Origin of the sequence: Microbacterium hydrocarbonoxydans (genome assembly GCF_011752045.1) — a bacterium.
In the GTDB taxonomy this organism is placed as follows: Bacteria; Actinomycetota; Actinomycetes; order Actinomycetales; family Microbacteriaceae; genus Microbacterium.
The window spans coordinates 40,617-64,810 of record NZ_JAAKXW010000001.1 but is presented as its reverse complement, the minus strand read 5'-3'; the positions used below and the strand labels follow the sequence as shown (position 1 = coordinate 64,810).

Genomic DNA, 24,194 nt, shown 5'->3' with positions numbered 1-24,194 from the left:
CCAGCCTAGCGGGCGCCGACCTGCCCGAGACGCTCAGGAGCGCCGTGTGACGCGCGCGGGAAGACGGTCCTTCACCGTCGACGCGTAGACGTCGTCGTACTCCTGTTCGCCCAGGCGATGCAGGGCCACCATGATCTCGTCGGTGACGGACCGGAGGATGTACCGGTCGTTCTCCATGCCGGCGTAGCGGGAGAAGTCGAGCGGCTCCCCGATGACGATCCCCACGCGCATCACGTTGGGGATGCGCTGCCCGATCGGCATCGCCGTGTCGGTGTCGACCATGATGACCGGGATCACCGGGACCTTCGCCTCGAGCGCCATCCGCGCGATGCCGGTGCGGCCGCGGTACAGCTTGCCGTCGGGGCTGCGAGTGCCCTCCGGATAGATGCCGAGCAGGTCTCCGCGGCCGAGCACCTGGAGTCCGGTGTTCAGCGAGGCCTCGGAGGCCTTGCCGCCGGATCGGTCGATCGGGATCTGCCCCGTCGCGCTCATGAAGAAGCGCGTGGCCCAGCCCTTGAGGCCGCGGCCGGTGAAGTAGTCGCTCTTCGCGAGGAACGACATCGGCCTGTCGATCATCAGGGGCAGGAAGATCGAGTCGGCGAACGACAGATGGTTGCTGGCGAGGATCGCCGCGCCGTGCGCGGGCACGTTCCCGCGCCCCACGATCCAGGGGCGGAAGACCGCCTTCACCACGGGGCCGATCACGACGTACTTCATCAGCCAGTAGAACATCGAGTGGAAGTCTAGCGCCGCGGCCGCCGTCTTCTCTCGGCCCTCTTCGACAGAGAACGAGATAGCGACTCAGTGCCAGCATGTGTGCGACTCGGTTCCATGCTCTAGACTCGGACCAACCCCGTGCCCGAGGTACCGAAGGAGCTGCCGTGGTCCAGTTCGAAGTCCCCGCCGTCGTCCCCGCCGACCCCGACGCAAACGTCACCGACCTGCTCGTGAAGCGCGTGGAGGCGACTCCGGACCGCGCGCTGTTCTCCGTGCCGGAGGGTGACGGCTGGCGTGACATCTCCGCAGCCGACTTCCAGACCGCCGTCATCGCGCTGGCCAAGGGCTTCGCGGCCGCCGGCATCCAGCCCGGGGAGAAGGTCGGCTTCCTCGCGCGCACCACCTACGAGTGGACGCTCGTGGACTTCGCGCTCTTCTACGCAGGCGCCGTGATGGTCCCGATCTACGAGACGAGCTCCCCCTCGCAGATCCAGTGGATCATGGAGGACTCCGGCGCGATCGCCCTCATGGTCGAGTCGCCCGAGCATCACGCCCGCGTCGACGAGGTGCGCGGCGACCTCCCCCTCGTCCGCGAGGTGTGGCAGATGCATCTCGGCGCTCTCGATGCGCTCGTCGCCCAGGGCGCCTCGGTGACGGACGCCGAGATCGAGCGGCGCCGCAACCTCGCCATCGGCTCGGACATCGCCACCCTGATCTACACGTCCGGATCGACCGGGCGCCCGAAGGGCTGCGTGCTCACGCACAGCAACTTCGTCGAACTGTGCCGGAACTCGGCCAAGGCGCTCGACGACGTGCTGTCGATGCCGGGGGCGTCCACCCTGCTGTTCATCACGACCGCGCACGTGTTCGCACGGTTCATCTCGATCCTCGACATCCACGCCGGCGTGCGCACGGGGCACCAGCCCGACACCCGCCAGCTGCTGCCCGCTCTCGGCTCGTTCAAGCCGACCTTCCTCCTCGCGGTGCCGCGCGTCTTCGAGAAGGTGTACAACTCCGCGGAGCAGAAGGCGGAGGCCGGCGGCAAGGGCAAGATCTTCCGCGCAGCGGCCGATGTCGCGATCGAGCACTCGAAGCTCCTCCAGGAGGGCAAGTCGATCCCGCTCGGGCTCAAGCTGAAGTTCGCCCTGTTCAACAAGCTCGTCTACAGCAAGCTCCGCGCGGCCATGGGCGGCAACGTGGCGTACGCGGTCTCCGGGTCCGCTCCGCTGGGCGCACGCCTGGGCCACTTCTTCCACAGCCTCGGCGTCGTGATCCTCGAAGGCTACGGTCTCACCGAGACGACCGCCCCGGCGACCGTCAACCTCGCGGACAAGTCGAAGATCGGCACCGTCGGACCCGCGCTGCCGGGCGTCGGCGTGCGCCTCGCCGACGACGGCGAGATCGAGGTGCGCGGCATCAACGTCTTCAAGGAGTACTGGAACAACCCGGAGGCGACCGCCGAGGCGTTCAGCGAGGGCGGCTGGTTCCGCACCGGCGACATTGGCAGCTTCGACTCCGAGGGCTTCCTGACGATCACGGGGCGCAAGAAGGAGATCATCGTCACGGCCGGCGGCAAGAACGTCGCCCCTGCGGCACTGGAGGACCCGATCCGCGCCAATCCGATCGTCGGCCAGGTCGTCGTCGTCGGCGACCAGCGTCCGTTCATCGCGGCGCTCGTCACGCTCGACCCGGAGATGCTGCCGACCTGGCTGGGCAACAACGGGCTGCCGGCTGACATGTCCCTCGCGGATGCGGCGAAGAACGACGCCGTGCGCGCAGAGGTGCAACGGGCCGTGGATGCCGCGAACACCCGGGTGTCCCGCGCGGAGTCGATCCGCAAGTTCACGATCCTCGACTCCGAATGGACGGAGGCCTCCGGCCACCTCACGCCGAAGATGTCGATCAAGCGCAACGTCATCATGAAGGACTTCGCCGACGAGATCGCCGCGATCTACGACGAGCCCGTCGCCACGACGAACGTCGCCATCGGCGGCTGACGCCACCCCACGTGAAGAAGGGCCCCGCCGAGGCGGGGCCCTTCTTCACGTCTTCGGAGAGGCCTCAGAACCAGGAGCTCTCGCGCACCTCGCGCATCGCACGCTTGCGGGTCTCCGGGTCGAGCCTCGACAGGTAGAGCTTGCCGTCCAGGTGGTCCGTCTCGTGCTGCAGCGCCTGGGCGAGGAGCCCCTCGCCCTCGAGGACGACCGGGTTGCCGTCGAGGTCGATGCCCTCGACACGGGCCCACGGGTGACGCAGGGCGTCGTGCCAGAGTCCGGGCACGGAGAGGCACCCCTCCCCCGTCGGCACCGGCTCGCCGCGGACCTCTGTCAGCACAGGGTTGAGCACGTAGCCGATGTCGCCGTCGATGTTGTAGCTGAACGCCCGCACCGCGACGCCGATCTGATTCGCCGCCACACCGGCGCGGCCGGGCAGCTCCACGGTGTCGACCAGGTCGGTCACGAGTGCGCGCACGCCGTCGTCGATCTCCTCGACGGGCGCGCAGACGGTGCGCAGCACGGGGTCGCCGAAGACGCGGATCTCGCGGACGGCCATCAGGCGGCCTTCGCCCGGAGGCCCTCGACCAGCAGCGCCGCCAGCTCGCGTGCGGCAGTGCGGGTCTCCGGCTGCAGGTTCGCGAAGACGATGGTGCCGCCGCCCGCGATCTGCGCGTCATAGGGCATCCGCACGACGCGCTTGGCTCTGGTGCCGAAGTGCGCCTCGAGCTCGTTCAACCGCACCAGCGGCGTTCCCGGCGTCGACTGGTTCAGCACGACGATCGCGTCGCGCGCCTGCGCCGCGTAGCCGTTCGTCTCGAGCCAGGTGAGGGTCTCCGAGGCCAGGCGGGCCTCATCGACGCTGAGCCCGGACACGATCACGATCTGATCGGCGAGGTCGAGGGTCGCGGACATGACCGAATGCACGATGCCGGTCCCGGTGTCGGTGAGGACGAGCGAGTAGTAGTGGGCGGCGACCTCCGCGACATCGCGGTAATCGCTGTCGCTGAACGCCTCCGCGATGCGCGGGTCGGCGTCGGAGGCGAGCACGTCGAGCCGTGTGGCGTCGCGCGCGACGATGGCGGAGAGGTCGTGATAGCCCTTGACGTCATCGTGGATGCGCACGAGGTCGCGAACCGACTTGCTGTGGTGCGGACGCACGACGCGGTCGGCCAGCGTGCCGCGGTCGGGGTTCGCATCGACCGCGATCACCCTGTCCTCGCGGGCGTCGGCCAGCGCCATGCCGAGCAGCGCGGTGATCGTCGTCTTGCCGACACCGCCCTTGCGCGACAGAACGGGCACGAAGCGTGCTCCCCCGGTCAGCGGCGCGGCGATCCGCGCGCTCAGCGCCTTCCGCTCTCGGGCACGACGGCCGTCGCCGATGTTGATGCGCCGGCCGGAGACGGTGTACAGGAAGTGGCTCCATGCCCCCTCAGGCTCCGGCTTGGTCTGCTGGTGAGGGTCGAGCAGGCGATCCGCGGTGAGAAGGTCGGCGCTCTCCCGCGCCGCCTCGCCGAGGTCGTCGAGCCGCTTCGAGGTGAGCGCGACCTCGGCCCGCGCGGCTTTCGCCGGCGGCGTCGTGATCGGCTTGTCCGGGGCTGCATCCACAGCGGGGGTCTCCTTCTCAGGGGTCCTCGGCGGGGCCGGCTGCGGGCGGGCGGGCGCGATATGCGCGGTCGCCTTCGCCTCGAGGTCGGCCTTGGCACGGGCGATGAACGCCGCCGCGGCGGCGGCCTCCGCCGCGATGTCGAGAGGTGCGGACGCGCTCTCCGGCTCCGGCGCCGTCACGGATTCCGGTGCGGGCTCAGGCTCGGCATCCGGTCCCGCTCCGGCATCCGGTCCCGCCCCGGCATCCGGTCCCGCCCCGGCATCCGCTTCCACCACGGCATCCGGCTCGGGTTCGGCAGCCGGCTCGGGTTCGCCGGCCGGTTCGGTCGGCTCAGGCGTCTCCTCCGCGGCGGCGTCCTCCGCTGCGATGGTCCGCTCCTCTTCGGCGACCGGCCCCGCGGGCGCGCTCTCCTCGATCTCCGGCACCTCGATGACGATGGACTCCTGGAGGGGCGGACGCGCGTCGCCCCCGGCGGCCGCGGCCGGCTCGCCGGCAGACGGCTCGTCGATGATGAGATCCGCCACGACCTCGCCGTCGACGATCCCGTCGTCGGCGAGATCGTCGTCCTCCTCCACGGGGAGGGCGACGCTCACCTGGGCGGTGCCTGCCAGGATGCCGATGCCGGCCGTGTCCAGGGATGCGGCGTCGTCGAGCACGCCCCTGGATTCCTCGTCCTGCGGTTCTGCCACGTTCTTCGGGGTCACGATGTCACTCCAAGCTTGTGCGGGCCTCGGGTGCGCACGCGGTGCGCGGCCCTCGCCCGCACAAGATTAGTGCGCGGGACGGATGACGACCAAAAGGTCGCCGGCGTCCACCTGCTGGGTCTCCCCGATCGCGAGTCGCTCCACGACGCCGTCGACGGGCGCCGTGATCGCCGCCTCCATCTTCATCGCCTCGATGGTGGCGACGGGTTCGCCGGCACGCACCGTGGCGCCGACCTCGGCCTTCAGGGTGACCACACCGGAGAACGGCGCCGCCACCTGACCGGGCACCGCCGTGTCGGCCTTCTCGACCTCGTGCACGTCGACGACGATCGAGCGGTCGCGAACGGACACTGGTCGCAGCTGCCCGTTGAGGGTCGTCATGACGGTGCGCATGCCCTTGTCGTCGGCGTCGCCGATCGCCTCCAGCCCGACGTAGAGCTGCACGCCGCGGTCGATCTCGATCAGGTGCTCCTGTCCCTGCACCAGGCCGTAGAGGTAGTCGCCGGTGTCGAGCACGGAGAGGTCGCCGAACAGCTCGCGCGTCTGTGCGAACTCGCGCGTCGGCGCGGGGAACAGCAGCGTGTTCAGCCGCGCTCGGCGGGAGGCGCTGTCCCCGGCGAGAGCCGCCTCGTCGTCGGCGCTGATCTCGGTGAGCCCGGTGCGCACGGTGCGTCCGGCGAGCACCTTGGAGCGGAACGGCTCGGGCCAGCCACCGGGGAGGTCGCCGAGCTCGCCGGCCATGAACCCGACGACGGAGTCCGGCACGTCGTACTTCTCCGGGTGCGCCTCGAAGTCCGCAGGGTCGGCCTTGACGGCCGCCAGGTGCAGCGCGAGATCGCCGACCACCTTGGAGGAGGGCGTCACCTTGGGCACGCGGCCGAGGATGCGGTCGGCGGCGGCGTACATGTCCTCGATGAGCTCGAAGTCGTCGGCCAGGCCGAGCGCCTTCGCCTGCTGACGAAGGTTCGACAGCTGTCCGCCGGGGATCTCGTGGTGGTAGACGCGCCCCGTGGGTCCGGGCAGCCCGGACTCGAACGGCGCGTACTGGCGGCGCACGGCCTCCCAGTACGGCTCGAGGTCGGAGACGCCTGCGAGGTCGATGCCGCTGTCGCGCTCGGTGTGCGCGAGGGCCGCGACCAGCGAGGACAGGGACGGCTGGCTGGTGGTGCCCGACAGCGGAGCGGAGGCGGCATCCACCGCGTCCACGCCGGCGGCACTGGCCGCGAGCAGGGTGGCCAGCTGGCCCCCCGGGGTGTCGTGCGTGTGCAGGTGCACCGGCAGGTCGAACCGCTCGCGCAGGGCGGAGACGAGCTTCGCGGCGGCCGCCGGCCGAAGGAGACCCGCCATGTCCTTGATCGCGAGGATGTGCGCGCCCGCCCCGACGATCTGCTCAGCGAGTCGCAGGTAGTAGTCGAGCGTGTACAGGTTCTCGGCCGGGTTCAGCAGGTCGCCGGTGTAGCAGAGCGCGACCTCGGCCACCGCGGTGCCCGTGCTCCGGACCGCCTCGATCGCCGGACGCATCTGCTCCACGTCGTTCAGCGCGTCGAAGATCCGGAAGATGTCGATGCCGCTCGCCGCGGCCTCCGCGACGAACGCCTCGGTCACCGCCGTCGGGTAGGGCGTGTAGCCGACCGTGTTGCGTCCGCGCAGCAGCATCTGGATCGCCACGTTCGGCAGCGCCTCGCGCAGCTTGTCGAGTCGCTCCCAGGGGTCCTCGCCGAGGAAGCGCAGCGCCACGTCGTAGGTCGCACCGCCCCAGGCCTCGACGGACAGCAACCCGGGCGTGAGCCGTGCGAGGTACGGAGCGGCGGCCACGAGGTCCTTGGTGCGCACGCGCGTCGCGAGCAGCGACTGGTGCGCGTCGCGGAACGTCGTGTCGGTGATCGCCAGGGCGGTCTGTGCGCGCAGGCTCGCGGCGAAGCCCTCGGGGCCGAGCTCGAGCAGGCGCTGACGCGAGCCGGGGGCCGGCGCGGCCGTGAGGTCGATCGACGGCAGCTTGGCGACGGGGTCGGCGGCCCCAGGGTTGACGCCGTGCGGCTTGTTCACGGTGACGTCGACGAGCCAGTTCAGGATCTTCGTGCCGCGGTCCTTCGACACGCGCCCGCGGAGGAGCTCCGGCCGCTCGTCGATGAAGGAGGTGCTCACATCGCCGGCGACGAACGCCTCGTCCTCGAGCAGCGCCTGCAGGAACGGGATGTTCGTGGAGACGCCGCGGATGCGGAACTCGGCGAGTGCGCGGCGGGCGCGGGCGACCGCCGCGGGGAAGTCGCGACCGCGGCAGGTGAGCTTCGAGAGCATCGAGTCGAAGTGCGGGCTGATCTGCGCCCCCTGGTGCACCGTGCCGCCGTCGAGGCGGATGCCGGCGCCGCCGGGCGAGCGGTACGTGGTGATCTTTCCGGTGTCGGGGCGGAAGCCCTGCGTGGGGTCCTCGGTCGTGATGCGGCACTGCAGGGCCGCGCCGCGCAGTCGGATGTCCGCCTGCTGCAGGCCGAGGTCGGCGAGCGTCTGCCCGGCCGCGATGCGCATCTGGCTCTGCACGAGATCGACGTCGGTCACCTCCTCGGTGACCGTGTGCTCGACCTGGATGCGCGGGTTCATCTCGATGAACACGACCTCGCCGGCTCGCTCCCCCGCCGTCTCCAGCAGGAACTCGACGGTGCCGGCGTTCTCGTAGCCGATCGAGCGCGCGAACGCGACCGCGTAGCCGTGCAGCGCCGAGCGGATGCCGTCGTCCAGGTTCGGGGCGGGCGCGATCTCCACCACCTTCTGATGGCGGCGCTGCACGGAGCAGTCCCGCTCGAAGAGGTGCACGGTCTCTCCGGTCTTGTCCGCGAGGATCTGCACCTCGATGTGGCGAGGGCGGACGACGGCCTGCTCCAGGAACATCCGCGGGTCGCCGAAGGCGCTGGCGGCCTCTCGCATGGCCTCGGCGAGGGCCGGCGCCAGCTCGCCCTTCGTCTCCACGCGGCGCATCCCTCGACCGCCGCCGCCGGCGACGGCCTTGGCGAACAGGGGGAAGCCGATCCCGTCGGCCTGCGCGACGAGCGCGTCGACGTCGTCGGACGCCTCCGTCGAGCGCAGCACCGGGACGCCGGCCTCGATGGCGTGACGCTTCGCCTCGACCTTGTTGCCCGCCATCTCCAGCACCTTCGCCGGCGGCCCGATGAAGACGATGCCGTTCGCCGCGGCCTTCTCCGCGAGCTCGGGGTTCTCGGAGAGGAATCCGTACCCGGGGTAGATGGCGTCCGCCCCGGCCTCCTTCGCCACGCGGATGATCTCGTCGACATCGAGGTACGCGCGCACCGGATGCCCGCGCTCCCCGATCTGATAGGCCTCGTCGGCCTTCAGCCGATGCACGGAGCCGCGGTCTTCGTACGGGAACACCGCGACGGTCCTGGCCCCCACTTCGAAAGCCGCGCGGAATGCCCGGATCGCGATCTCGCCGCGGTTGGCCACAAGGATCTTCTGGAACATGCACACCTCTGAGAGCTCGTGCGCGGCGTTTTCGCCGCGCTGCGGGCGGGGCTGAGTGTTCCCTCAGCCTAGGGGAAGGTAACGTGGGGTTCGTGCACGTACTCAGCGTCAGCTCTCTCAAGGGAGGCGTCGGCAAGACGACCGTGACACTCGGACTGGCCTCAGCGGCCTTCGCCCGCGGTGTCCGGACGCTTGTCGTCGACCTCGACCCGCAGTCCGACGTCTCCACCGGGATGGACATCCAGGTGGCCGGCCGGCTCAACATCGCCGATGTCCTGGCGAACCCGAAGGAGAAGGTCGTCCGGCAGGCGATCACCTCCAGCGGCTGGGCGAAGGTGCACCCCGGCACGATCGACGTGCTCATCGGCAGCCCCTCGGCCATCAACTTCGACGGCCCGCACCCGAGCGTCCGCGACGTGTGGAAGCTCGAGGAGGCGCTCGCCGCCGTCGAGGCGGACTACGACCTCGTCCTCATCGACTGCGCGCCCTCGCTGAACGCGCTCACCCGCACCGCCTGGGCAGCCAGCGACCGCGTCATGGTGGTCACCGAGCCCGGTCTGTTCTCCGTGGCCGCCGCCGACCGCGCCCTCCGCGCGATCGAGGAGATCCGCCGGGGGCTCTCCCCGCGCCTTCAGCCGCTCGGCATCGTCGTCAACCGGGTGCGCCCGCAGTCGATCGAGCATCAGTTCCGCATCAAGGAGCTGCGCGACATGTTCGGCCCGCTCGTGCTCTCCCCCCAGCTGCCGGAGCGCACGTCGCTGCAGCAGGCGCAGGGCGCGGCGAAGCCGCTGCACATCTGGCCCGGCGACTCCGCCCAGGAGCTCGCAGCCGACTTCGACTCCCTGCTGGACAGGATCATCCGCACCGGACGCATCCAGGTTCCGGAATCGGGCCCCCAGGCCTGAGAGCCCCGCACAGCGAGAAGCCCGCTCATCGAGCGGGCTTCTTCTTTCATCCGGCTGCGCTGCGGGCGCGGCGGAGAGACTATGCGGTGCGCTTGGCGCGGCGGGCGCTGAGCTCGTCGACGGGATCGGGTGCGGTCGGATCGAACTCGACCAGCGTGGACTCGACCTCGCGGAGCACCTTGCCCACGGCGATGCCGAACACGCCCTGGCCACGGCTGACGAGGTCGATCACCTCGTCGTTCGAGGTGCACAGGTAGACGGAGGCGCCGTCGCTCATCAGCGTGGTGCCTGCGAGGTCGCGGATGCCGGCGCGGCGCAGCTCCTCGACGGCGGTGCGGATCTGCTGCAGCGAGATGCCGGTGTCGAGGAGGCTCTTCACGAGCTTGAGGACGAGGATGTCGCGGAAGCCGTAGAGGCGCTGCGACCCGGAGCCGCTGGCCCCGCGCACGGTGGGCTCGACGAGCTCGGTGCGGGCCCAGTAGTCCAGCTGCCGGTAGGTGATGCCAGCGGCGCGAGCGGCGACCGCACCGCGGTAGCCGACCTCGTCGTCCATCGCCGGCAGGCCGTCGGTGAAGAGGAGCTCGGTCACGAACCGCGGGTCGCCGGTGCGCTCGTCCGCATTCATCTGAAGTCCTCCCTGGAGCCGTTACCTCCACGCTAGAGCAGCGTCAGGGCACCGGCAATGACATCCGTGCGACGACGAAGGTGTGTCGCAATCAGTTCGTTACGAAAGCAGGCGCGCGAGCGCTTCCTTCACGAACAGGGCGCGCACCTCGTCGATCTTCGAGGCCAGATTCGGCGCCATCTCGTTCGCCTTCGCCCGCGACGCGGCATCCGTGCGGCGCAGCAGCGCGGACATGGCCGACTCGATGAGCGCGACCTCTCGCTCTGCACCCTGCCGGAGGGCGCGCAGGTGCCGCGGCTCGATGCCGTGGCGATCGAGGGCCACCAGCCCGCGGAGAAGAGTGACGGTGGCCTCGGGGTAGCTCTCCTGGGCGGCGATCACGCCGGTGCTGATCGCGTCGTTGAGGAGCTGGGGTCCGGCGCCGGCGGCGGTGAGCAGCTCGTCGCGCCGGTACCGGCGCGGGGCCGGCGCGATCGAGGGCGGCGGCACGAGCCCGCCTGCGGACTCGCCGCCCGCCTCGATGTCGTCCAGCTGCTCCCGGATGACGCTCAGGGGCAGATAGTGGTCGCGCTGCAGGGTGAGCCCCAGGCGCAGCCGGTCGATGTCCGCCTGCGAGAACTTGCGGTATCCGGAATCGGTCCGCGACGGCGAGACGATCCCCTGCACCTCGAGGAAGCGCAGCTTGCTGCTGGTGAGCTCGGGGAACTCCGGTGTGAGCCTCGCGAGCACCTGGCCGATGCTCAGCAGGCCCGCGGACGCAGAGCGTTCGCGGGCGGGAGAGGCCGCCATCAGTCGTTCGCCGCCGCGCGGTCGAGTGGGGATGCGAAGAAGTTCAGGCGGAACTTGCCGACCCGGAGCTCCGAGCCGTCGACGAGGGCGCTGCGGTCGACCCGCTCGCCGTTGACGTACGTGCCGTTGAGCGAGCGCTGATCGATGATCTCGAACGAGGAGCCGCTGCGGGTGATCTCCGCGTGCCGGCGGGACACCGTGACGTCGTCGAAGAAGATGTCGGCCTCGGGGTGACGGCCCACGGTCGTCACGTCCGTGTCGAGGAGATAGCGGGCACCGGCGAGCGCGCCGGAGCGCACCAGCAGCAGCGCCGAGCCGGACGGCAGCGCGGCGATCGCCCCCTGCTCGACATCGGTCAGCTCCACACCGAACGGCACGAAGGAAAGATCCGAATCGTGCCCGAACGTCTGCGTCACATCGTGCTTCTGTTCGCCGGAACGGTGGATCGCGTCTCCAGCCTGTCGGCTCTCGCTGTCTGTCACTGTGCCCTCCTGATCGTCCAGACTAACCGATGCGGCGGGCCGCGCGGGAGGCTCCTTCGCACTCAGCCATCACATACCGGAGATTCATAGGCTGGGTGTCGTGAATGCCGTCGCGAAAACCGCAGCCCGCCGCCTCCCGACCGTCCCGATCGCGCTCGCGGCGGCACTGCTGACGGCCTTCCTCGTCCTGTCGGGCCCGCTTGTCGCATCCGCGCACGACGCCCTGACGGCATCCTCCCCCGCGGCGGACAGCACCGTGGACACCCTCCCCGCGGAGCTCACCCTCACGTTCAGCGCCAAGCTCATCGACGGCGAGGGCTCCACGGAGGTCGTGGTGACGGATGCCGACGGCGACTCGGTCACCGACGGGCCCGCCACGGTGAACGGGGCGATCGTCACCCAGCCGCTCGTCTCCGAGGCCGAGGCCGGCGCCTACCACGTGGTCTGGAAGGTGGTCTCCAGCGACGGGCATCCCACCTCCGGCGAGTTCTCCTTCGTCGTCGCCGAGACGACGGCGGTGGCGCCCGTGGTGGAGCCGACCACCTCCGCCACGGAGGAGGCGCTGCCGTCCACCCCGCCGACGTCCGCGCCGCCGACCACCGACGCCCCCGATGCCGCCGATCCGGCCGCCGACGCCACGGGGATCTGGCTCCTCGCGGCCCTCGGCGCCCTCATCCTCGCGGCGGTCGTCGTGGTGCTTCTCTCACGTCGTGGAAACCGGAAGCCGGGCGATTCCGACGCGATAGGCTGAGACCATGCCACACTACGATGTCGTCGTCCTCGGTGCAGGTCCTGGCGGTTACGTCGCCGCAGTTCGCAGCGCGCAGCTCGGCCTGTCCACCGCCATCATCGAGGAGAAGTACTGGGGCGGTGTGTGCCTCAACGTGGGGTGCATCCCCTCCAAGGCGCTCCTGAAGAACGCGGAGATCGCGCACACCCTGAACCACAAGGCCGACTTCTTCGGCATCTCCGGTGAGTTCACGCTCGACTTCGGCAAGGCCTTCGACCGCAGCCGCGAGGTCGCGGAGGGCCGCGTCAAGGGCATCCACTTCCTGATGAAGAAGAACAAGGTGACCGAGTACAACGGCCGCGGCACCTTCACCGGCCCGAAGGCGATCTCGGTGGCCAAGGCCGACGGCACCACCGAAGAGGTCACCTTCGACAACGTCATCATCGCGACGGGCTCGACGGTCCGCCTGCTCCCCGGCGTCACCCTCAGCCAGAACGTCGTCACCTTCGAGGAGCAGATCCTCACCCGCGACCTCCCCGAGTCGATCGTCATCGTCGGCGCCGGCGCCATCGGCATGGAGTTCGCCTACGTCCTGACGAACTACGGCGTCAAGGTCACGATCATCGAGTTCCTCGACCGCGCGCTCCCCAACGAGGACGCCGACGTCTCGAAGGAGATCGCGAAGCAGTACAAGAACTACGGCGTCGACATCCTCACCTCCACCAAGGTCGAGACCGTCGTCGACAACGGCTCCTCCGTCACCGTCACGTACACCGGCAAGGACGGCCAGCAGGGCTCGATCGAGGCCTCCAAGGTCCTCATGTCGATCGGATTCGCCCCCAACGTCACCGGCTACGGCCTGGAGGCCACGGGCGTGAAGCTCACCGACCGCGGCGCCATCGAGATCGACGACCACATGCGCACCAACGTCGAGGGCATCTACGCCATCGGCGACGTGACCGCCAAGCTGCAGCTCGCCCACGTGGCGGAGGCGCAGGGCGTCGTGGCCGCCGAGACGATCGGCAACGCCGAGACGCAGACCCTGGGCGACTACCGCATGATGCCGCGCGCGACCTTCTGCTCGCCGCAGGTGGCCTCCTTCGGCCTCACCGAGCAGCAGGCGAAGGACGAGGGCCGCGAGATCAAGGTCGCCACCTTCCCGTTCATGGCGAACGGCAAGGCGCACGGCCTCGGCGAGCCCGTCGGCTTCGTCAAGCTCATCGCGGATGCCGAGCACCTCGAGCTCATCGGCGCCCACATGATCGGCCCGGACGTCTCGGAGCTCCTCCCGGAGCTGACCCTGGCGCAGAAGTGGGACCTCACGGCCCTCGAGCTGGCCCGCAACGTGCACACGCACCCGACGCTGTCGGAGGCGCTGCAGGAGGGCTTCCACGGCCTCGCCGGCCACATGATCAACTTCTGATCGAACTCGCCGAAGCCCCCGGATCCGCGGATCCGGGGGCTTCGTCGTTCACAGTCCGCGCATCGTGATCAGCCCGGTCGCCCAGCCGCGCAGCGGCGGCGAGCCCAGGGCGCGGATGAGCAGCTCCCGGGAGTGCAGCGGCACCCCGGATGCCGGCACGCCCATCGACATGTAGAACGCGCTGCGGCGCTGGGCGATGCGCGCCGCCCGGGGTGCGCCCTTCGCGTAGCGGCGGAGGTCGGGCTCCGCTCCGAGGCTCCGGCCGACGTCCTCGGCGAGGCGCATCGCGTGCGACCAGCCGAGGTTCATGCCCTGCCCGCCGATGGGGCTGATCTCGTGCGCCGCGTCGCCGAGGAGCGCGATGCGCCCGCGGCCGAAGCCCGACGCCGCATGCTGGCCGGCACGGAATCCGACCGGGGTCGCGTCGTCGGGGATGTCTGCGCGGATGCCGGTGCGCTCCTCGATCGCCCGGCGGAACCCGGCCGCCGTGCCGAGGTCGGGCTCCCCGACCGCGTCGCGCACCACCCAGCGCCGTCGCCCGCCCGGCATCGGGAACGCCTCGACGAGCCCGCGGGGTTCGCAGTGCAGTGCGGCGCGCGCGCCGGCGGCCTCGTCGCGGACGTCCAGCATCGCGTAGCGCCCGCGCCCCGGTCGCTCGCACCACGGGATCCCGAGCTGTTCGCGCAGGGCGCTGTGCACGCCGTCGGCGATCACCACGAGCTCGCAGGTCATCTCGCGCAGCCCGTGTCCGCCGTCGACGGCGACGCGTGCGAAGTCCTCCTCGTCGCGCACTCCGCGCACGACGTGCCCCGCCAGCAGCCTGCCCGCCGCCAGCCGGTCGAACCGCTCGCGGAGCAGCGCGTCCGTGCGACGCTGCGGGAGTATCAGCACCGGACGCTCCGGCGGGAAGGACAGCGCCGCGAGCACCCGGCCGCGGCTGCGCACCTCTCCTCCCTCCAGCGCGAGCGCCTCGGCGCGCACCTCCGCGCCGATCCCGGCGGCATCCAGCGCGTCGAGTCCCGGACGGTGGATCCCGATCGCGCGGCTGCGGGTGTCGGCATCCGGCCGGCGCTCGCAGACGACGACGTCCACCCGCTGCTGCGCGAGCAGGCAGGCGAGCAGGAGCCCGACCGGCCCCGCGCCGACGATGATGACCTCGTGATCGATCATCGCCCCTGCTCCCGCCGCAGCTCCAGCCGGAACGGGATCCCGCCGCGCACGCTCCACCCGCGCGCCGCGACCGCCCTCAGCTCCCCGACCGTCCAGGAGCGCCGGATGCTCGTCAGTCCGTCCGCGCGGATGAACGAGCCGGCGAGGAGGTTCCGCCGGAAGGGCAGCGTCGCGGCGGCGAACAGCATGTATGCGGCGCGGCTGCGGGCGATGTCCCGATGCACAGCCACCCCGCCGGGAGCGGTGAGGCGCACGGTGTCCTCGAGCAGGCCGGTCCGCTCGTCCTCGCTCAGATGATGCAGGAGATGGTTCGAGAAGACCACGTCGAAGGTCTCGCCGGCGCGCACCAGCTCGGCCGTCGTCCCGCAGAGGCAGCGGATGCCGGCCCCGTCATCGTGGGCCTGCGCCCACTCGATCGCGCGCTCGTCGGGGTCGAGTGCGGTGATCTCGGCTGCGAGGCCGTGCCTGCGCAGCCTCGCCGCGAGGAAGCGGCACAGGTCGCCGCCGCCGGCGCCGACGTCGAGGATGCGGATGCCCCCTCGACGAGCCCGCGGACGGACGTCTCGACGGAAGAGCAGTCCCGGGCGCGAGACGAGGCGGTTCACCACGCCGAAGCGAAGGTACGTGCGCGCCAGCGCGCCGCGGTCCGCGGACGGGTCGTCCATCAGCTCGCGCGCGCCGGTCGCGCGGACCGTGAGGTCAGGTCGCATCGCTTCCCGGCCCCTGGACCGTCATCAGGGCGCTCTCGGCGGTGAGCCCCGGCCCGAACGCCATCGCGGCGACGCGCTCCCCCGCCCGCGCGCCCTCCTCCTCGAGGATCCTCCGGAGCACGAAGAGCACCGTGGCGCTCGACATGTTCCCGTTCACGCGGAGCACCTCCCGCGCCGGGTGCAGCTGCGCGTCGCTGAGGTGCAGCCGCTCCTGCACCCGGTCGAGGATGCTGCGTCCGCCCGGGTGGATCGCCCAGTGCTCGACCCGCTCGCCGACGCTGCCCTGCTCGAAGGCGTCCGCGAGCCCCTGGTCTCCCGCGTACAGGGGCCGCAGCGCCCCGATGATCGTCTCGCCGATGATCTGCGGCACCGCGGTGGAGAGGATCATCTCGAAGCCGGTGTCGCCGATCGTCCACGCCATGTCCTTCTCGCCTTCGGGGGCGATGGCGGTGTGGAACCGGTCGAGCCGGAGGCCCTTCATCGGCGTGGGCAGCTCCCGGGCGGTGACGATCCCCGCGGCCGCTCCGTCGGCGAACAGCGAGGACGCGACGATCGTGTCGGGGTCCTCCGAGGAGCGCAGGTGCAGGGTGCACAGCTCGACGCTGACGACGAGCACCACCGCATCGGGGTCGGCGGCGCAGAACTGGCTTGCCGCTCTCAGCGCCGGCATCGAGGCGTAGCAACCCATGAAGCCGAGGTGATACCGCTGCACGCGGTCGCTCAGACCCAGCGCGCGGACGATCTCGTACTCGGGTCCGGGGGCGTGGAAGCCCGTGCAGGAGACCGTGACGACGTGCGTGATGTCGGACGCCTCGACGTCGGGATCGGCGTCGAGCGAGCGCCGGGCCGCCTCGACGAAGAGCCGGGTCGCCTCCCGCACGTACAGCTCGTTGCGCTCCTTCGTGCCGGGGGCGAGCAGCCGTCCCGTCGCGGCGTCGAAGAACCGCGGCTCCGCGGGGTGCGCCGACAGAGAGAGCTCGTCGATCACCGTGTGCCTGGTGTCGATGCCGGAGCCGTTGAACGAGGCGCCGACGATGCGCTGCGCCAGCCGCCCGATGTCGGGTTGGGCGGCGAACACGTCTCTCACCTCGTCCTGCACGAGGACGGTGTCGGGGACGATCGTCTGGAGGGATCGAAGCACGGCCGTGGGGCGCATGCTGTCACTCAAGCATGCGCCGCCTTCCCGCGGAAGGGGGTTGCGCCGAGGACGCCCCGCTAGAAGCCGAGAGCGCGGGCGAGCTTCGACCCGGAGGACGCGTGCCGTCCGCCGGCGGAGAAGACGGCCTCCTCCACGGCGGCGAACAGCGCCTCGCGCCCCTCGGCATCCGCCGGGGCCGCAGGGCCCAGCTCCAGCTCCCACTCGCGCCACTCTCGCTGCACGCCCTGGCGCAGGTCGGTGGCCCGCACCCGGTCGTCCACGAACTCGGCGACGACCCCGCCCGGGCCGGTGAGCAGATAGGCGGTGCGGCTGTTCTCGATCCTGGCGAGCGGGAGCAGCTCGTCCGTGGTCCAGCGCGCGAGAGTCGCCGCGACGGCATCCGGAACGCCCTCGTCGTCGCCCAGCGGCCAGCCGATCTCCAGCCGTCCGTCACCCTCGCGGGGTCCCTTGATGTGCCAGCCGGCGTCCGGCCCTCCTGTGCGCCGGCGCAGCGCGACCCCGGAACGGGACAGCACGGCGTCGGCGGTGTCGAGGTAGCGTGCGTCGAGCTCCCGGAGCTCGCCGGCGGACACCGCATCGACACCGGGGACGCCGCTCCAGTCGGGCAGCGGCGTCGTGGCGTCGACGTCGTACTTGCGCTCCACCTCGACCGTGCGAGAGGGCTCCGAGCCGGTCAGCGGCTCAGACATCGGCAGGATTGATGTCCTCGAGGGACTCGTCGTACCAGTAGTCGATCTCGGTGGGACCGTCGTTCTGCCCGGTGTTCTGCGGTTCGCCGCGGCGGTTGTACACCACCTGCGTCTCGCTGTAGGGGACGATCAGCTTGTCGTCCGCGTCGCCGAGGGGGATGATCTGCCCGTCCAGCGGGCCGCCGTGGAGTCGCGCGAGTGCCATGTGCTCACCCTAGCGCCGTCCGCGGCCGGAGGGACCTCAGCGCAGCAGGATGCCCAGGAGTGCGCCGAGGATCATCCAGGGACCGAAGGCGATGCGCGTGGTGCGGTCGGCCCTGCGCAGCGCCATCAGGACCAGCGCGTAGAGGGCGCCGAGGACGAAGGCGGATGCCGCTCCCACGGCGAGCGCCTGCCAGCCGTGCCAGCCGAGGACGAAGCCGAGGAGGGCGGCGAGCTTCACGTCTCCCCCGCCCATGCCCGCACGGCTGACGACCCGCAGCAGCGCATAGAAGCCGCCCATGACGAGCAGGCCGAGCACCGCGCCGACCAGCGGGCGGGAGTCTCCGGTGACGACAGCGTCGACGATCGCCAGCGGGATCAGCGCGGCCAGGGCGGACAGCACGATCCGGTTCGGCAGCCGGTGGGTGCGCGCGTCGATGACGAGGAGCCAGGCGCCGACGCCGAGGAGCACGAGGTGCACGAGCACGACGAGCAGGGTGCGGAGGTCCATGAGGGAAGGCTAGGAGAATCTCCGGATGCCGCGCGGCCGGCTGTGGATAACCGCCTCCGCGTCAGAGGTCGATGATGTCGAGGTCGACGGTGATCACGTCGCCCTCCTCGATCCCCTGGGCGGCGCGGACCGCCTTCTTCAGCGGCAGCACGAAGGCCGTGCCGTCGAAGAAGATCGAGGTGCTCCAGATCGTGGCGCCGATGCGCGCCTGCACCCGCAGCGATCCGAAGCCCCGCGGCGGCGAGGGGAGCTCGCGCAGCTCGACGGAGAGCTCGGCCGGCATGGTGGCGAAGAACCAGGAGTCGACGCGCTTCTCCCACCGCGTGACGGCGCTCTCGAACTCGATCTGCATGCGCCCAGCGTAGTCAGCGCCGCCGACATCGGCGCGCTCCGGCGGATGTCCGACGTTCGAACTAGCCTCATCTCCTCCAGTTGATTTGTTCGTATATATGTTCGAGGATGGATGTATGGGGATCGGGCTCGATGCGGTGACCGCGCTCTCTCCGGTCGGCGACTCCCGCGCCGGAGAGGTGCTGCGGCTGCGCCGTGAGATCAGCCGCATGCAGCGGCGGCGCAGCGAGCATCCGCTGCTCCCTCTCGATCCCGCGTTCTCCACCCTCCTCCCGGAGGAGGGACTGCAGACCGGTGCCGCCTACACCGTCTCCCCCTCGCCGAGCCTCGTCCTCGCCCTGCTCGGCGAGGCTTCGCGCAAGGGACTCTGGTGCGCGGTGGTCGGCATGCCCACGCTGGGGATCGAGGCGGCCGCGGCCTTCGGCATCGCCCTGCCGCGGCTGATCCTCGTGCCGGAGCCGGGTGAGCGCTGGCTGGCCGCGACCTCCGCCCTCGCCGAGGTCGTCCCGCTGATCGCCGTGCAGCCCGGCGGCAGGGTGCGCGACTCCGACGTGTCGCGGCTGAGCGCCCGGCTGCGCGATCGCGGCTGCACCCTGCTGGTCGCAGAAGGGCCGGTCGCCGAAGAAGGGCCGGTCGCCGATTCCTCGCGCTTCGGGGAGTGGCCGCAGAGCGAGGGCAGCATCCGCCTGCACGACCAGCACTGGCACGGCATCGGCGAGGGCTGGGGACTGATCGAGGGATCCACGGCGACGGTGACGGCGCGCACCCGGCGGAGCCCCGCACCCTCGAGCGTGCGGGTGCGCCTGCCCGGCAGCCGAGGCGCCGTCGAGGCGGTGCTCCCCGAGCTCGCCGCGCTGCCGCCGCTGCGGGAGGTCGATGCGTCCGCAGACACCCCCGGCACCGGATACTGGGCGGCGGCCGGATGAACGCCCCGCTCCGCGTCCTCGTGCTGTGGTTCCCCGATTGGCCGCTGCGGGCGGCCCTGGGCGCCGCGCCCCCGCATCCGCCCACGGCCCTGGTGCACGCGAACACGGTCGTCGCCTGCACCGCCACGGCCCGCGAGCACGGGGTGCGCACCGGCCAGCGCCGCCGCGTCGCGCAGGGGCACCTCTCCTCCCTGCGGGTGCTCCCCCACGATCCGTCTCGCGACGAGCGCGCCTTCCTCCCGGTGCTGCGGCTCATCGAGAGGCATGCCCCCGGGGTCACCCTGCTGCGTCCGGGGCTCGCCGTGCTCCGCGCCCGCGGCATCTCCCGCTACCACGGCGGGGAGGCGGAGGCCGGGCGGGTGCTGCTCGATATCCTCGCCGACGCGGGCTTCCCGGAGGCGAGGGCGGGGGTCGCCGACGGTCCGTTCACGGCCGAGCTCGCCGCACGCGGCCCCGATGCCTGCACCGTGATCCCCACGGGCGGCTCGGCGGAGTTCCTGGCCCCGCTCCCCGTCCGCGTGCTCAGGGACGATCAGCTCACCGGACTCCTCGTTCGGCTCGGCGTGCGCACCCTCGGCGAGTTCGCGGCTCTCGACGCGCTCGAGGTGCAGAGCCGCTTCGGCGAGCACGGCTCCCGCCTGCGAGCCCTCGCCGCAGGAGGCGACTCCCGCCCCCTGGTGCCGCGTCCGCCCGACCCCGAGCTGGTGCGGGCCGTGGAGTTCGAGCCGGCTCTCGCCGGCGCCGATCAGGTGGCGTTCGCGGTGCGGCAGACGGCGGATGCCGTGCTGCTTGCGCTCGGCGACGCCTCCGTCGTGTGCACCGAGGTGCGCATCGACCTCACCGATGACGACGGGAAGGTGTTCTCCCGCTCCTGGCTGCATCCGACCTGCTTCGACGCCGCCGATCTCGTCGACCGGGTGCGCTGGCAGCTGGAGGCGCTCGCGGCTGAGAACGCCGCGCGCCCGCTGGACGAGGGGCGGGCGCTGGGCGGCATCGCCGCGGTGCGGATCGTGCCGGTCGCCGTCGACGACGCGGCCCACCATCAGCCGGGGCTCTTCGGCTCGGGCACCGACGAGCGGCTGCACCACGCCGTCTCCCGCGTGCAGACGATGCTCGGGCACCAGGGCGTCGTCACCGCCGCGGTGTCGGGCGGCCGCTGGCTCGCCGACCGGCAGGTGCTCACCCCGTGGGGCGAGCGTGCGGTCGCACCGCGCGATCCGGAGCGCCCCTGGCCCGGGAGCCTGCCCGATCCGCTGCCGGCCGAGGTGTTCCAGCCGCCGCGGCCGATCGCCGTGCAGGGTGCCGACGGCGTGGCGGTCGCCGTCGACGAGCGCGGTGCGCTCTCCGCCGAGCCCGCGCTCATCGACGGTGGCGAGGTGCAGGCGTGGGCGGGCCCGTGGCCGATCCACGAGCACCGTTGGGAGCCCGGCGGCGGCAAGCGCGGACATCGGCTGCAGATCGTCGACGGCCGGGATCGCGCCTGGCTGGTCTTCTGCGCGGGCGGACGCTGGTGGGCCGAGGGCAGGTACCGCTGATGGGCTGGCACAACCCTCCGCTCACCTGGCACGAGCTGGAGCGCACCCTCAGCGGCGAGGAGCTGATCCCGCACCCGGTCGGCGCGGAGCCGCGCGGCGACCGGGCCGATCCGGGTCCGGTGTCGAGGCGGCGCAAGCGGACGCCGCTGACCGGCGTGCCGCGTCCCGCGGATGCCGTGCCCTACGCGGAGCTGCACGCGCACTCCTCGTTCTCGTTCCTCGACGGGGCCTCCTCCCCCGAGGAGCTCCTCGCCGAGGCGGAGCGGCTCGGTCTCACCGCACTGGCGCTCACCGATCACGACGGGTTCTACGGCGCCTCCCGCTTCGCCGAGGTCGCCGGGATGATGGAGGCGCAGGTGCAGACGGTGTACGGCGCCGAGCTGTCCCTCGGCCTCGACGCCCCGCAGCGCGGCACCCCAGACCCGATCGGCGACCACCTCCTCGTCCTCGCCGAGGGCCTGGAGGGCTACCACCGCCTCTCCGGTGCCATCACCACGGCGCAGCTGCGCGGCGGCGAGAAGGGGCGCCCTGTGTACGACCTCGAGGAGCTCGCGGCGAGCGCAGGCGGGCACTGGACGATCCTCACCGGATGCCGCAAGGGCGGGGTGCGCCGGGGCCTCGATGCCGGGGACGCGGCGACGCCGCTGCGGCGCCTCGTCGACCTGTTCGGGCAGGACCGGGTCGCCGTCGAGCTCTTCGACCACGGCGATCCGCTGGACACACGCCGCAACGACGCTCTCGCCGACCTCGCCCGGCGGATGCGCCTGCCCGTGGTGGCGACGAACAACGTGCACTACGCCACTCCCGACCGGGCGCCTCTGGCGGAGGCGGTGGCCGCGGTGCGGGCGGTGCGCAGCATGGACGACCTCGACGGCTGGCTGCCGGCGCACGGTGGCGCGCACCTGCGCAGCGGCGCGGAGATGACGGCGCGGTTCCGGCGGTACCCCGGCGCGATCTCGTACGGCCTGGAGCTGGCCGCGGCATCCGCCTTCCCGCTGACGCTCGCCAAGCCCGCGCTGCCGAAGCAGGAGGTGCCGGAGGGGCACACCCCGATGAGCTGGCTGCGGCATCTGGTGTGGGAGGCGGTGCCGTCGAAGTACCCGCAGCTGGACGACGACGGCCGGCGGCGGATCTCCCGGGAGCTCGACGTGATCGAGGAGAAGGACTTCCCCGGCTACTTCCTCATCGTGCACAGCATCGTGAAGGAGGCGAAGGATCGCGGCATCCTCTGCCAGGGCCGGGGCTCGGCCGCGGCGAGCGCGGTCTGCTATCTGCTGGGGATCACCGCCGTCGACCCGATCCTCTACCGGCTGCCGTTCGAGCGGTTCCTCGCGACCACGCGGACGGAAGAGCCAGACATCGACGTGGACTTCGACTCCGACCGCCGTGAGGAGATCATCCAGTGGGTGTACGAGCGGTACGGGCGCACGCGGGCCGCACAGGTGGCCAACGTCATCCAGTACCGCCCGAAGAACGCCGTGCGCGACATGGCCAGGGCGCTCGGCTACTCCCCCGGGCAGCAGGACGCCTGGTCCCGTCAGGTCGACGGCTGGGGTGCGGGCATCGAGCCCGTCGAGGGGCACGACATCCCCGCGAACGTCCTCGAATACGCCGGGGAGCTGCTGAAGGCGCCGAGGCATCTCGGCATCCACTCCGGGGGCATGGTGCTCACCGCCCGCCCGGTGGGCGAGGTCGTGCCGGTGGAGCACGCCCGGATGGAGAACCGCACCGTCATCCAGTGGGACAAGGACGACGCGGCCTCGATGGGTCTGGTCAAGTTCGACCTGCTGGGGCTGGGGATGCTCGCCGCCCTGCAGCACTGCTTCGACCTCGTACGCGACGCCACCGGGGAGCAGTGGAGGCTGGAGACGCTGCCCAAGGAGGAGCCGGCGGTCTACGACATGCTCTGCCGTGCCGACTCCATCGGCGTCTTCCAGGTGGAGTCCCGCGCGCAGATCGGGCTGCTCCCCCGGCTGCAGCCGCGGAGCTTCTACGACCTCGCCATCCAGATCGCCCTCATCCGCCCCGGGCCCATCCAGGGCGGGGCGGTGCACCCGTTCGTCCGGCGCAAGATGGCGAAGGATGCTCTCGACGAGGAGAACCGCGAGCGCGCCGCCCGGGGCGAGGAGCCGATCGCCCTCTCCATCCCGTACCCGCACGACGATCTGAAGCCGATCCTGGAGCGGACGCTGGGCATCCCGATCTTCCAGGAGCAGCTCATCCAGATGGCCACGGCGATCGGCGACTGCACCGCCGACGAGGCCGACCTGCTGCGCCGGGCGATGGGCTCCAAACGGGGACTCGAGAAGATCGAGAAGGTCCGCGACAAGCTCTACGCCGGCATGGACCGCCGGGGCATCGACAGGACGACCGCCGACCGCATCTACGCGCAGATCCAGGCCTTCTCGAACTTCGGGTTCGCCGAGTCGCACTCGCTGTCGTTCGCGCTGCTCGTCTACGCCAGCTCCTGGCTGAAGCTGCACTATCCCGCCGCGTTCCTCGCCGGGCTGCTGCGATCCCAGCCGATGGGGTTCTACTCCGCGTCCACGCTCACCGCGGACGCCCGGCGGCACGGGGTCGAGGTCCGTCGCCCCGACCTGCACGCCTCCGGCGCCACCGAGATCCTGGAGCCGCTCTCCGGGGAGCCGGTGCGGGCGCCGACCGGGCTGGAAGCCTGCCTCGCCGTCCCGCAGCCGAAGGCGCTGCGCTTCGACCGGAACGCTCCCGACGAGTCCGCGGCGCACCGCAGGGACGGCGCCTACGCCGTGCGCCTCGGTCTCAGCGGCGTGCGCGGGATCGGCCTGGCGATGGCGCAGCGGATCGTCGACGAGCGCGAGGCGCACGGTCCCTACCGGGACCTGCACGACCTGGTGCGCCGCACCGATGCGACGACCGCGCAGGTGGAGGCGCTCGCCACAGCCGGCGCCTTCGACTGCCTCGGACTCGAGCGGCGGGAGGCGATCTGGCTCGCCGGGGCGGCGGCCGAGGATCGCGCCCGGTTCCTCCCGGGGACGACGGTGGCCGTGCAGCCGCCGCTGTTCGCCGATCAGACCAGCTATGAGCGGCTCTCCGCCGACCTCTGGGCGACCGGCGTCTCCACCGACGACCATCCGATGGCGCACTTCCGCGACGGGCTGCGGGAGCGCGGGGTGCTCGCGGCCGTCGATCTGCAGGAGCACGAGGTGGGCCGGCGCATCGAGGTCGCCGGGCTCGTCACGCACCGGCAGCGACCGGCGACCGCGGCCGGGGTCACGTTCATCAATCTCGAGGACGAGAGCGGTCTCGTCAACGTCGTCTGCTCGACCGGGGTGTGGAACCGCTACCGCCGGGTCGCCAGAGACTCCCCCGCCCTGATCATCCGCGGCATCCTGGAGCGCTCGGCCGAGGGCGTCGTGAACGTCCTGGCCGACGCCTTCGAGGACCTCCGCACCGGCATCTCGCACCGCTCCAGGGACTTCCGATGAGCACCCCGGTCGCCGCAGGAGGCAGG

At 71.5% G+C, this 24,194-nt stretch carries 21 protein-coding genes; 7 read left to right on the top strand and 14 right to left on the bottom strand.

The annotated features are described in order from the left end of the window. Nucleotides 1-33 precede the first annotated feature (33 nt). Nucleotides 34-732: a lysophospholipid acyltransferase family protein gene (locus G6G98_RS00340; RefSeq protein WP_067353018.1), complete on the bottom strand. Its 699-nt coding sequence runs from the start codon at nt 730-732 to the stop codon at nt 34-36. A gap of 149 nt (nt 733-881) precedes the next feature. Here G6G98_RS00340 and G6G98_RS00335 point away from each other — a divergent pair, with 149 nt between their 5' ends. Continuing rightward, nucleotides 882-2,714, top strand: a complete 1,833-nt coding sequence (locus G6G98_RS00335) for an AMP-dependent synthetase/ligase (RefSeq protein ID WP_067353022.1) — start codon at nt 882-884, stop codon at nt 2,712-2,714. A 64-nt stretch (nt 2,715-2,778) separates the two neighbouring features. Here G6G98_RS00335 and def read toward each other — a convergent pair whose 3' ends face one another. The 3 genes from def to G6G98_RS00320 all read right to left on the bottom strand — a co-directional run bounded on the left by def (nt 2,779) and on the right by G6G98_RS00320 (nt 8,498). Then, on the bottom strand, nt 2,779-3,270 hold the full coding sequence (def, locus tag G6G98_RS00330; RefSeq protein WP_067353025.1) for a peptide deformylase: 492 nt from the start codon (nt 3,268-3,270) through the stop codon (nt 2,779-2,781). After that, nucleotides 3,270-5,024 (bottom strand): MinD/ParA family ATP-binding protein, encoded by a 1,755-nt coding sequence (locus tag G6G98_RS00325; protein ID WP_164233886.1) that lies wholly within the window; start codon nt 5,022-5,024, stop codon nt 3,270-3,272. Before G6G98_RS00325 ends, def begins: the two co-directional genes overlap by 1 nt. 66 nt (nt 5,025-5,090) lie before the next feature. Continuing rightward, the gene (locus G6G98_RS00320) at nt 5,091-8,498 is read right to left on the bottom strand and encodes a pyruvate carboxylase (RefSeq protein WP_067353031.1); all 3,408 of its coding nucleotides are present in this window, start codon (nt 8,496-8,498) and stop codon (nt 5,091-5,093) included. Between the two features lie 92 nt (nt 8,499-8,590). On the opposite strand from G6G98_RS00320, the gene G6G98_RS00315 reads away from it, so the two are divergent. Continuing rightward, nucleotides 8,591-9,403 (top strand): ParA family protein, encoded by an 813-nt coding sequence (locus G6G98_RS00315; RefSeq protein WP_067353808.1) that lies wholly within the window; start codon nt 8,591-8,593, stop codon nt 9,401-9,403. A gap of 79 nt (nt 9,404-9,482) precedes the next feature. Here the strand turns inward: G6G98_RS00315 and G6G98_RS00310 are convergent, their stop codons facing one another. The 3 genes from G6G98_RS00310 to G6G98_RS00300 form a co-directional block, all read right to left on the bottom strand. After that, entirely contained in the window at nt 9,483-10,028 is a 546-nt protein-coding gene (locus tag G6G98_RS00310) for a MerR family transcriptional regulator (protein WP_067353033.1), read from the bottom strand. Nucleotides 10,029-10,127: 99 nt separating this feature from the next. Continuing rightward, entirely contained in the window at nt 10,128-10,817 is a 690-nt protein-coding gene (ftsR, locus tag G6G98_RS00305; RefSeq protein WP_067353039.1) for a transcriptional regulator FtsR, read from the bottom strand. After that, nucleotides 10,817-11,299 carry an FHA domain-containing protein gene (locus tag G6G98_RS00300; RefSeq protein ID WP_164233887.1) on the bottom strand — a complete coding sequence of 161 codons (483 nt, stop codon included), beginning with the start codon at nt 11,297-11,299 and terminating at the stop codon, nt 10,817-10,819. Before G6G98_RS00300 ends, ftsR begins: the two co-directional genes overlap by 1 nt. Before the next feature lie 100 nt (nt 11,300-11,399). Between G6G98_RS00300 and G6G98_RS00295 the strand changes: the two genes are divergently transcribed. Then, complete coding sequence (locus G6G98_RS00295) at nt 11,400-12,050, top strand: copper resistance CopC family protein (RefSeq protein WP_164233888.1); 651 nt, start codon at nt 11,400-11,402, stop codon at nt 12,048-12,050. Nucleotides 12,051-12,054: 4 nt separating this feature from the next. After that, nucleotides 12,055-13,452, top strand: a complete 1,398-nt coding sequence (gene lpdA, locus G6G98_RS00290) for a dihydrolipoyl dehydrogenase (protein WP_164233889.1) — start codon at nt 12,055-12,057, stop codon at nt 13,450-13,452. Between the two features lie 48 nt (nt 13,453-13,500). On the opposite strand, the gene G6G98_RS00285 is transcribed toward lpdA, so the two are convergent. The 7 genes from G6G98_RS00285 to G6G98_RS00255 form a co-directional block, all read right to left on the bottom strand. Next, nucleotides 13,501-14,622, bottom strand: coding sequence for an FAD-dependent oxidoreductase (locus G6G98_RS00285; RefSeq protein WP_067353049.1), 1,122 nt, complete (start codon nt 14,620-14,622; stop codon nt 13,501-13,503). Next, on the bottom strand, nt 14,619-15,332 hold the full coding sequence (locus G6G98_RS00280) for a methyltransferase domain-containing protein (protein ID WP_067353052.1): 714 nt from the start codon (nt 15,330-15,332) through the stop codon (nt 14,619-14,621). The genes G6G98_RS00285 and G6G98_RS00280 overlap by 4 nt, the downstream gene beginning before the upstream one ends. Continuing rightward, nucleotides 15,322-16,473: a type III polyketide synthase gene (locus G6G98_RS00275; protein WP_243841962.1), complete on the bottom strand. Its 1,152-nt coding sequence runs from the start codon at nt 16,471-16,473 to the stop codon at nt 15,322-15,324. The genes G6G98_RS00280 and G6G98_RS00275 overlap by 11 nt, the downstream gene beginning before the upstream one ends. Nucleotides 16,474-16,547: 74 nt before the next feature. Next, nucleotides 16,548-17,180, bottom strand: a complete 633-nt coding sequence (locus G6G98_RS00270) for a CYTH domain-containing protein (RefSeq protein WP_067353061.1) — start codon at nt 17,178-17,180, stop codon at nt 16,548-16,550. Further along, nucleotides 17,173-17,385, bottom strand: a complete 213-nt coding sequence (locus G6G98_RS00265) for a response regulator (RefSeq protein ID WP_067353064.1) — start codon at nt 17,383-17,385, stop codon at nt 17,173-17,175. The genes G6G98_RS00270 and G6G98_RS00265 overlap by 8 nt, the downstream gene beginning before the upstream one ends. Before the next feature lie 36 nt (nt 17,386-17,421). Next, nucleotides 17,422-17,892: a prepilin peptidase gene (locus G6G98_RS00260; RefSeq protein ID WP_067353069.1), complete on the bottom strand. Its 471-nt coding sequence runs from the start codon at nt 17,890-17,892 to the stop codon at nt 17,422-17,424. Nucleotides 17,893-17,953: 61 nt separating this feature from the next. Continuing rightward, nucleotides 17,954-18,244: a DUF1905 domain-containing protein gene (locus tag G6G98_RS00255; RefSeq protein ID WP_067353072.1), complete on the bottom strand. Its 291-nt coding sequence runs from the start codon at nt 18,242-18,244 to the stop codon at nt 17,954-17,956. A gap of 115 nt (nt 18,245-18,359) precedes the next feature. Here G6G98_RS00255 and G6G98_RS00250 point away from each other — a divergent pair, with 115 nt between their 5' ends. The 3 genes from G6G98_RS00250 to G6G98_RS00240 are packed head-to-tail and all read left to right on the top strand — an operon-like array spanning nt 18,360 to nt 24,168. Beyond that, the gene (locus G6G98_RS00250) at nt 18,360-19,169 is read left to right on the top strand and encodes a hypothetical protein (RefSeq protein WP_067353075.1); all 810 of its coding nucleotides are present in this window, start codon (nt 18,360-18,362) and stop codon (nt 19,167-19,169) included. After that, complete coding sequence (locus tag G6G98_RS00245) at nt 19,166-20,704, top strand: DNA polymerase Y family protein (RefSeq protein WP_164233890.1); 1,539 nt, start codon at nt 19,166-19,168, stop codon at nt 20,702-20,704. Before G6G98_RS00250 ends, G6G98_RS00245 begins: the two co-directional genes overlap by 4 nt. Beyond that, entirely contained in the window at nt 20,704-24,168 is a 3,465-nt protein-coding gene (locus G6G98_RS00240; protein WP_164233891.1) for an error-prone DNA polymerase, read from the top strand. The genes G6G98_RS00245 and G6G98_RS00240 overlap by 1 nt, the downstream gene beginning before the upstream one ends. Nucleotides 24,169-24,194: the final 26 nt, after the last annotated feature.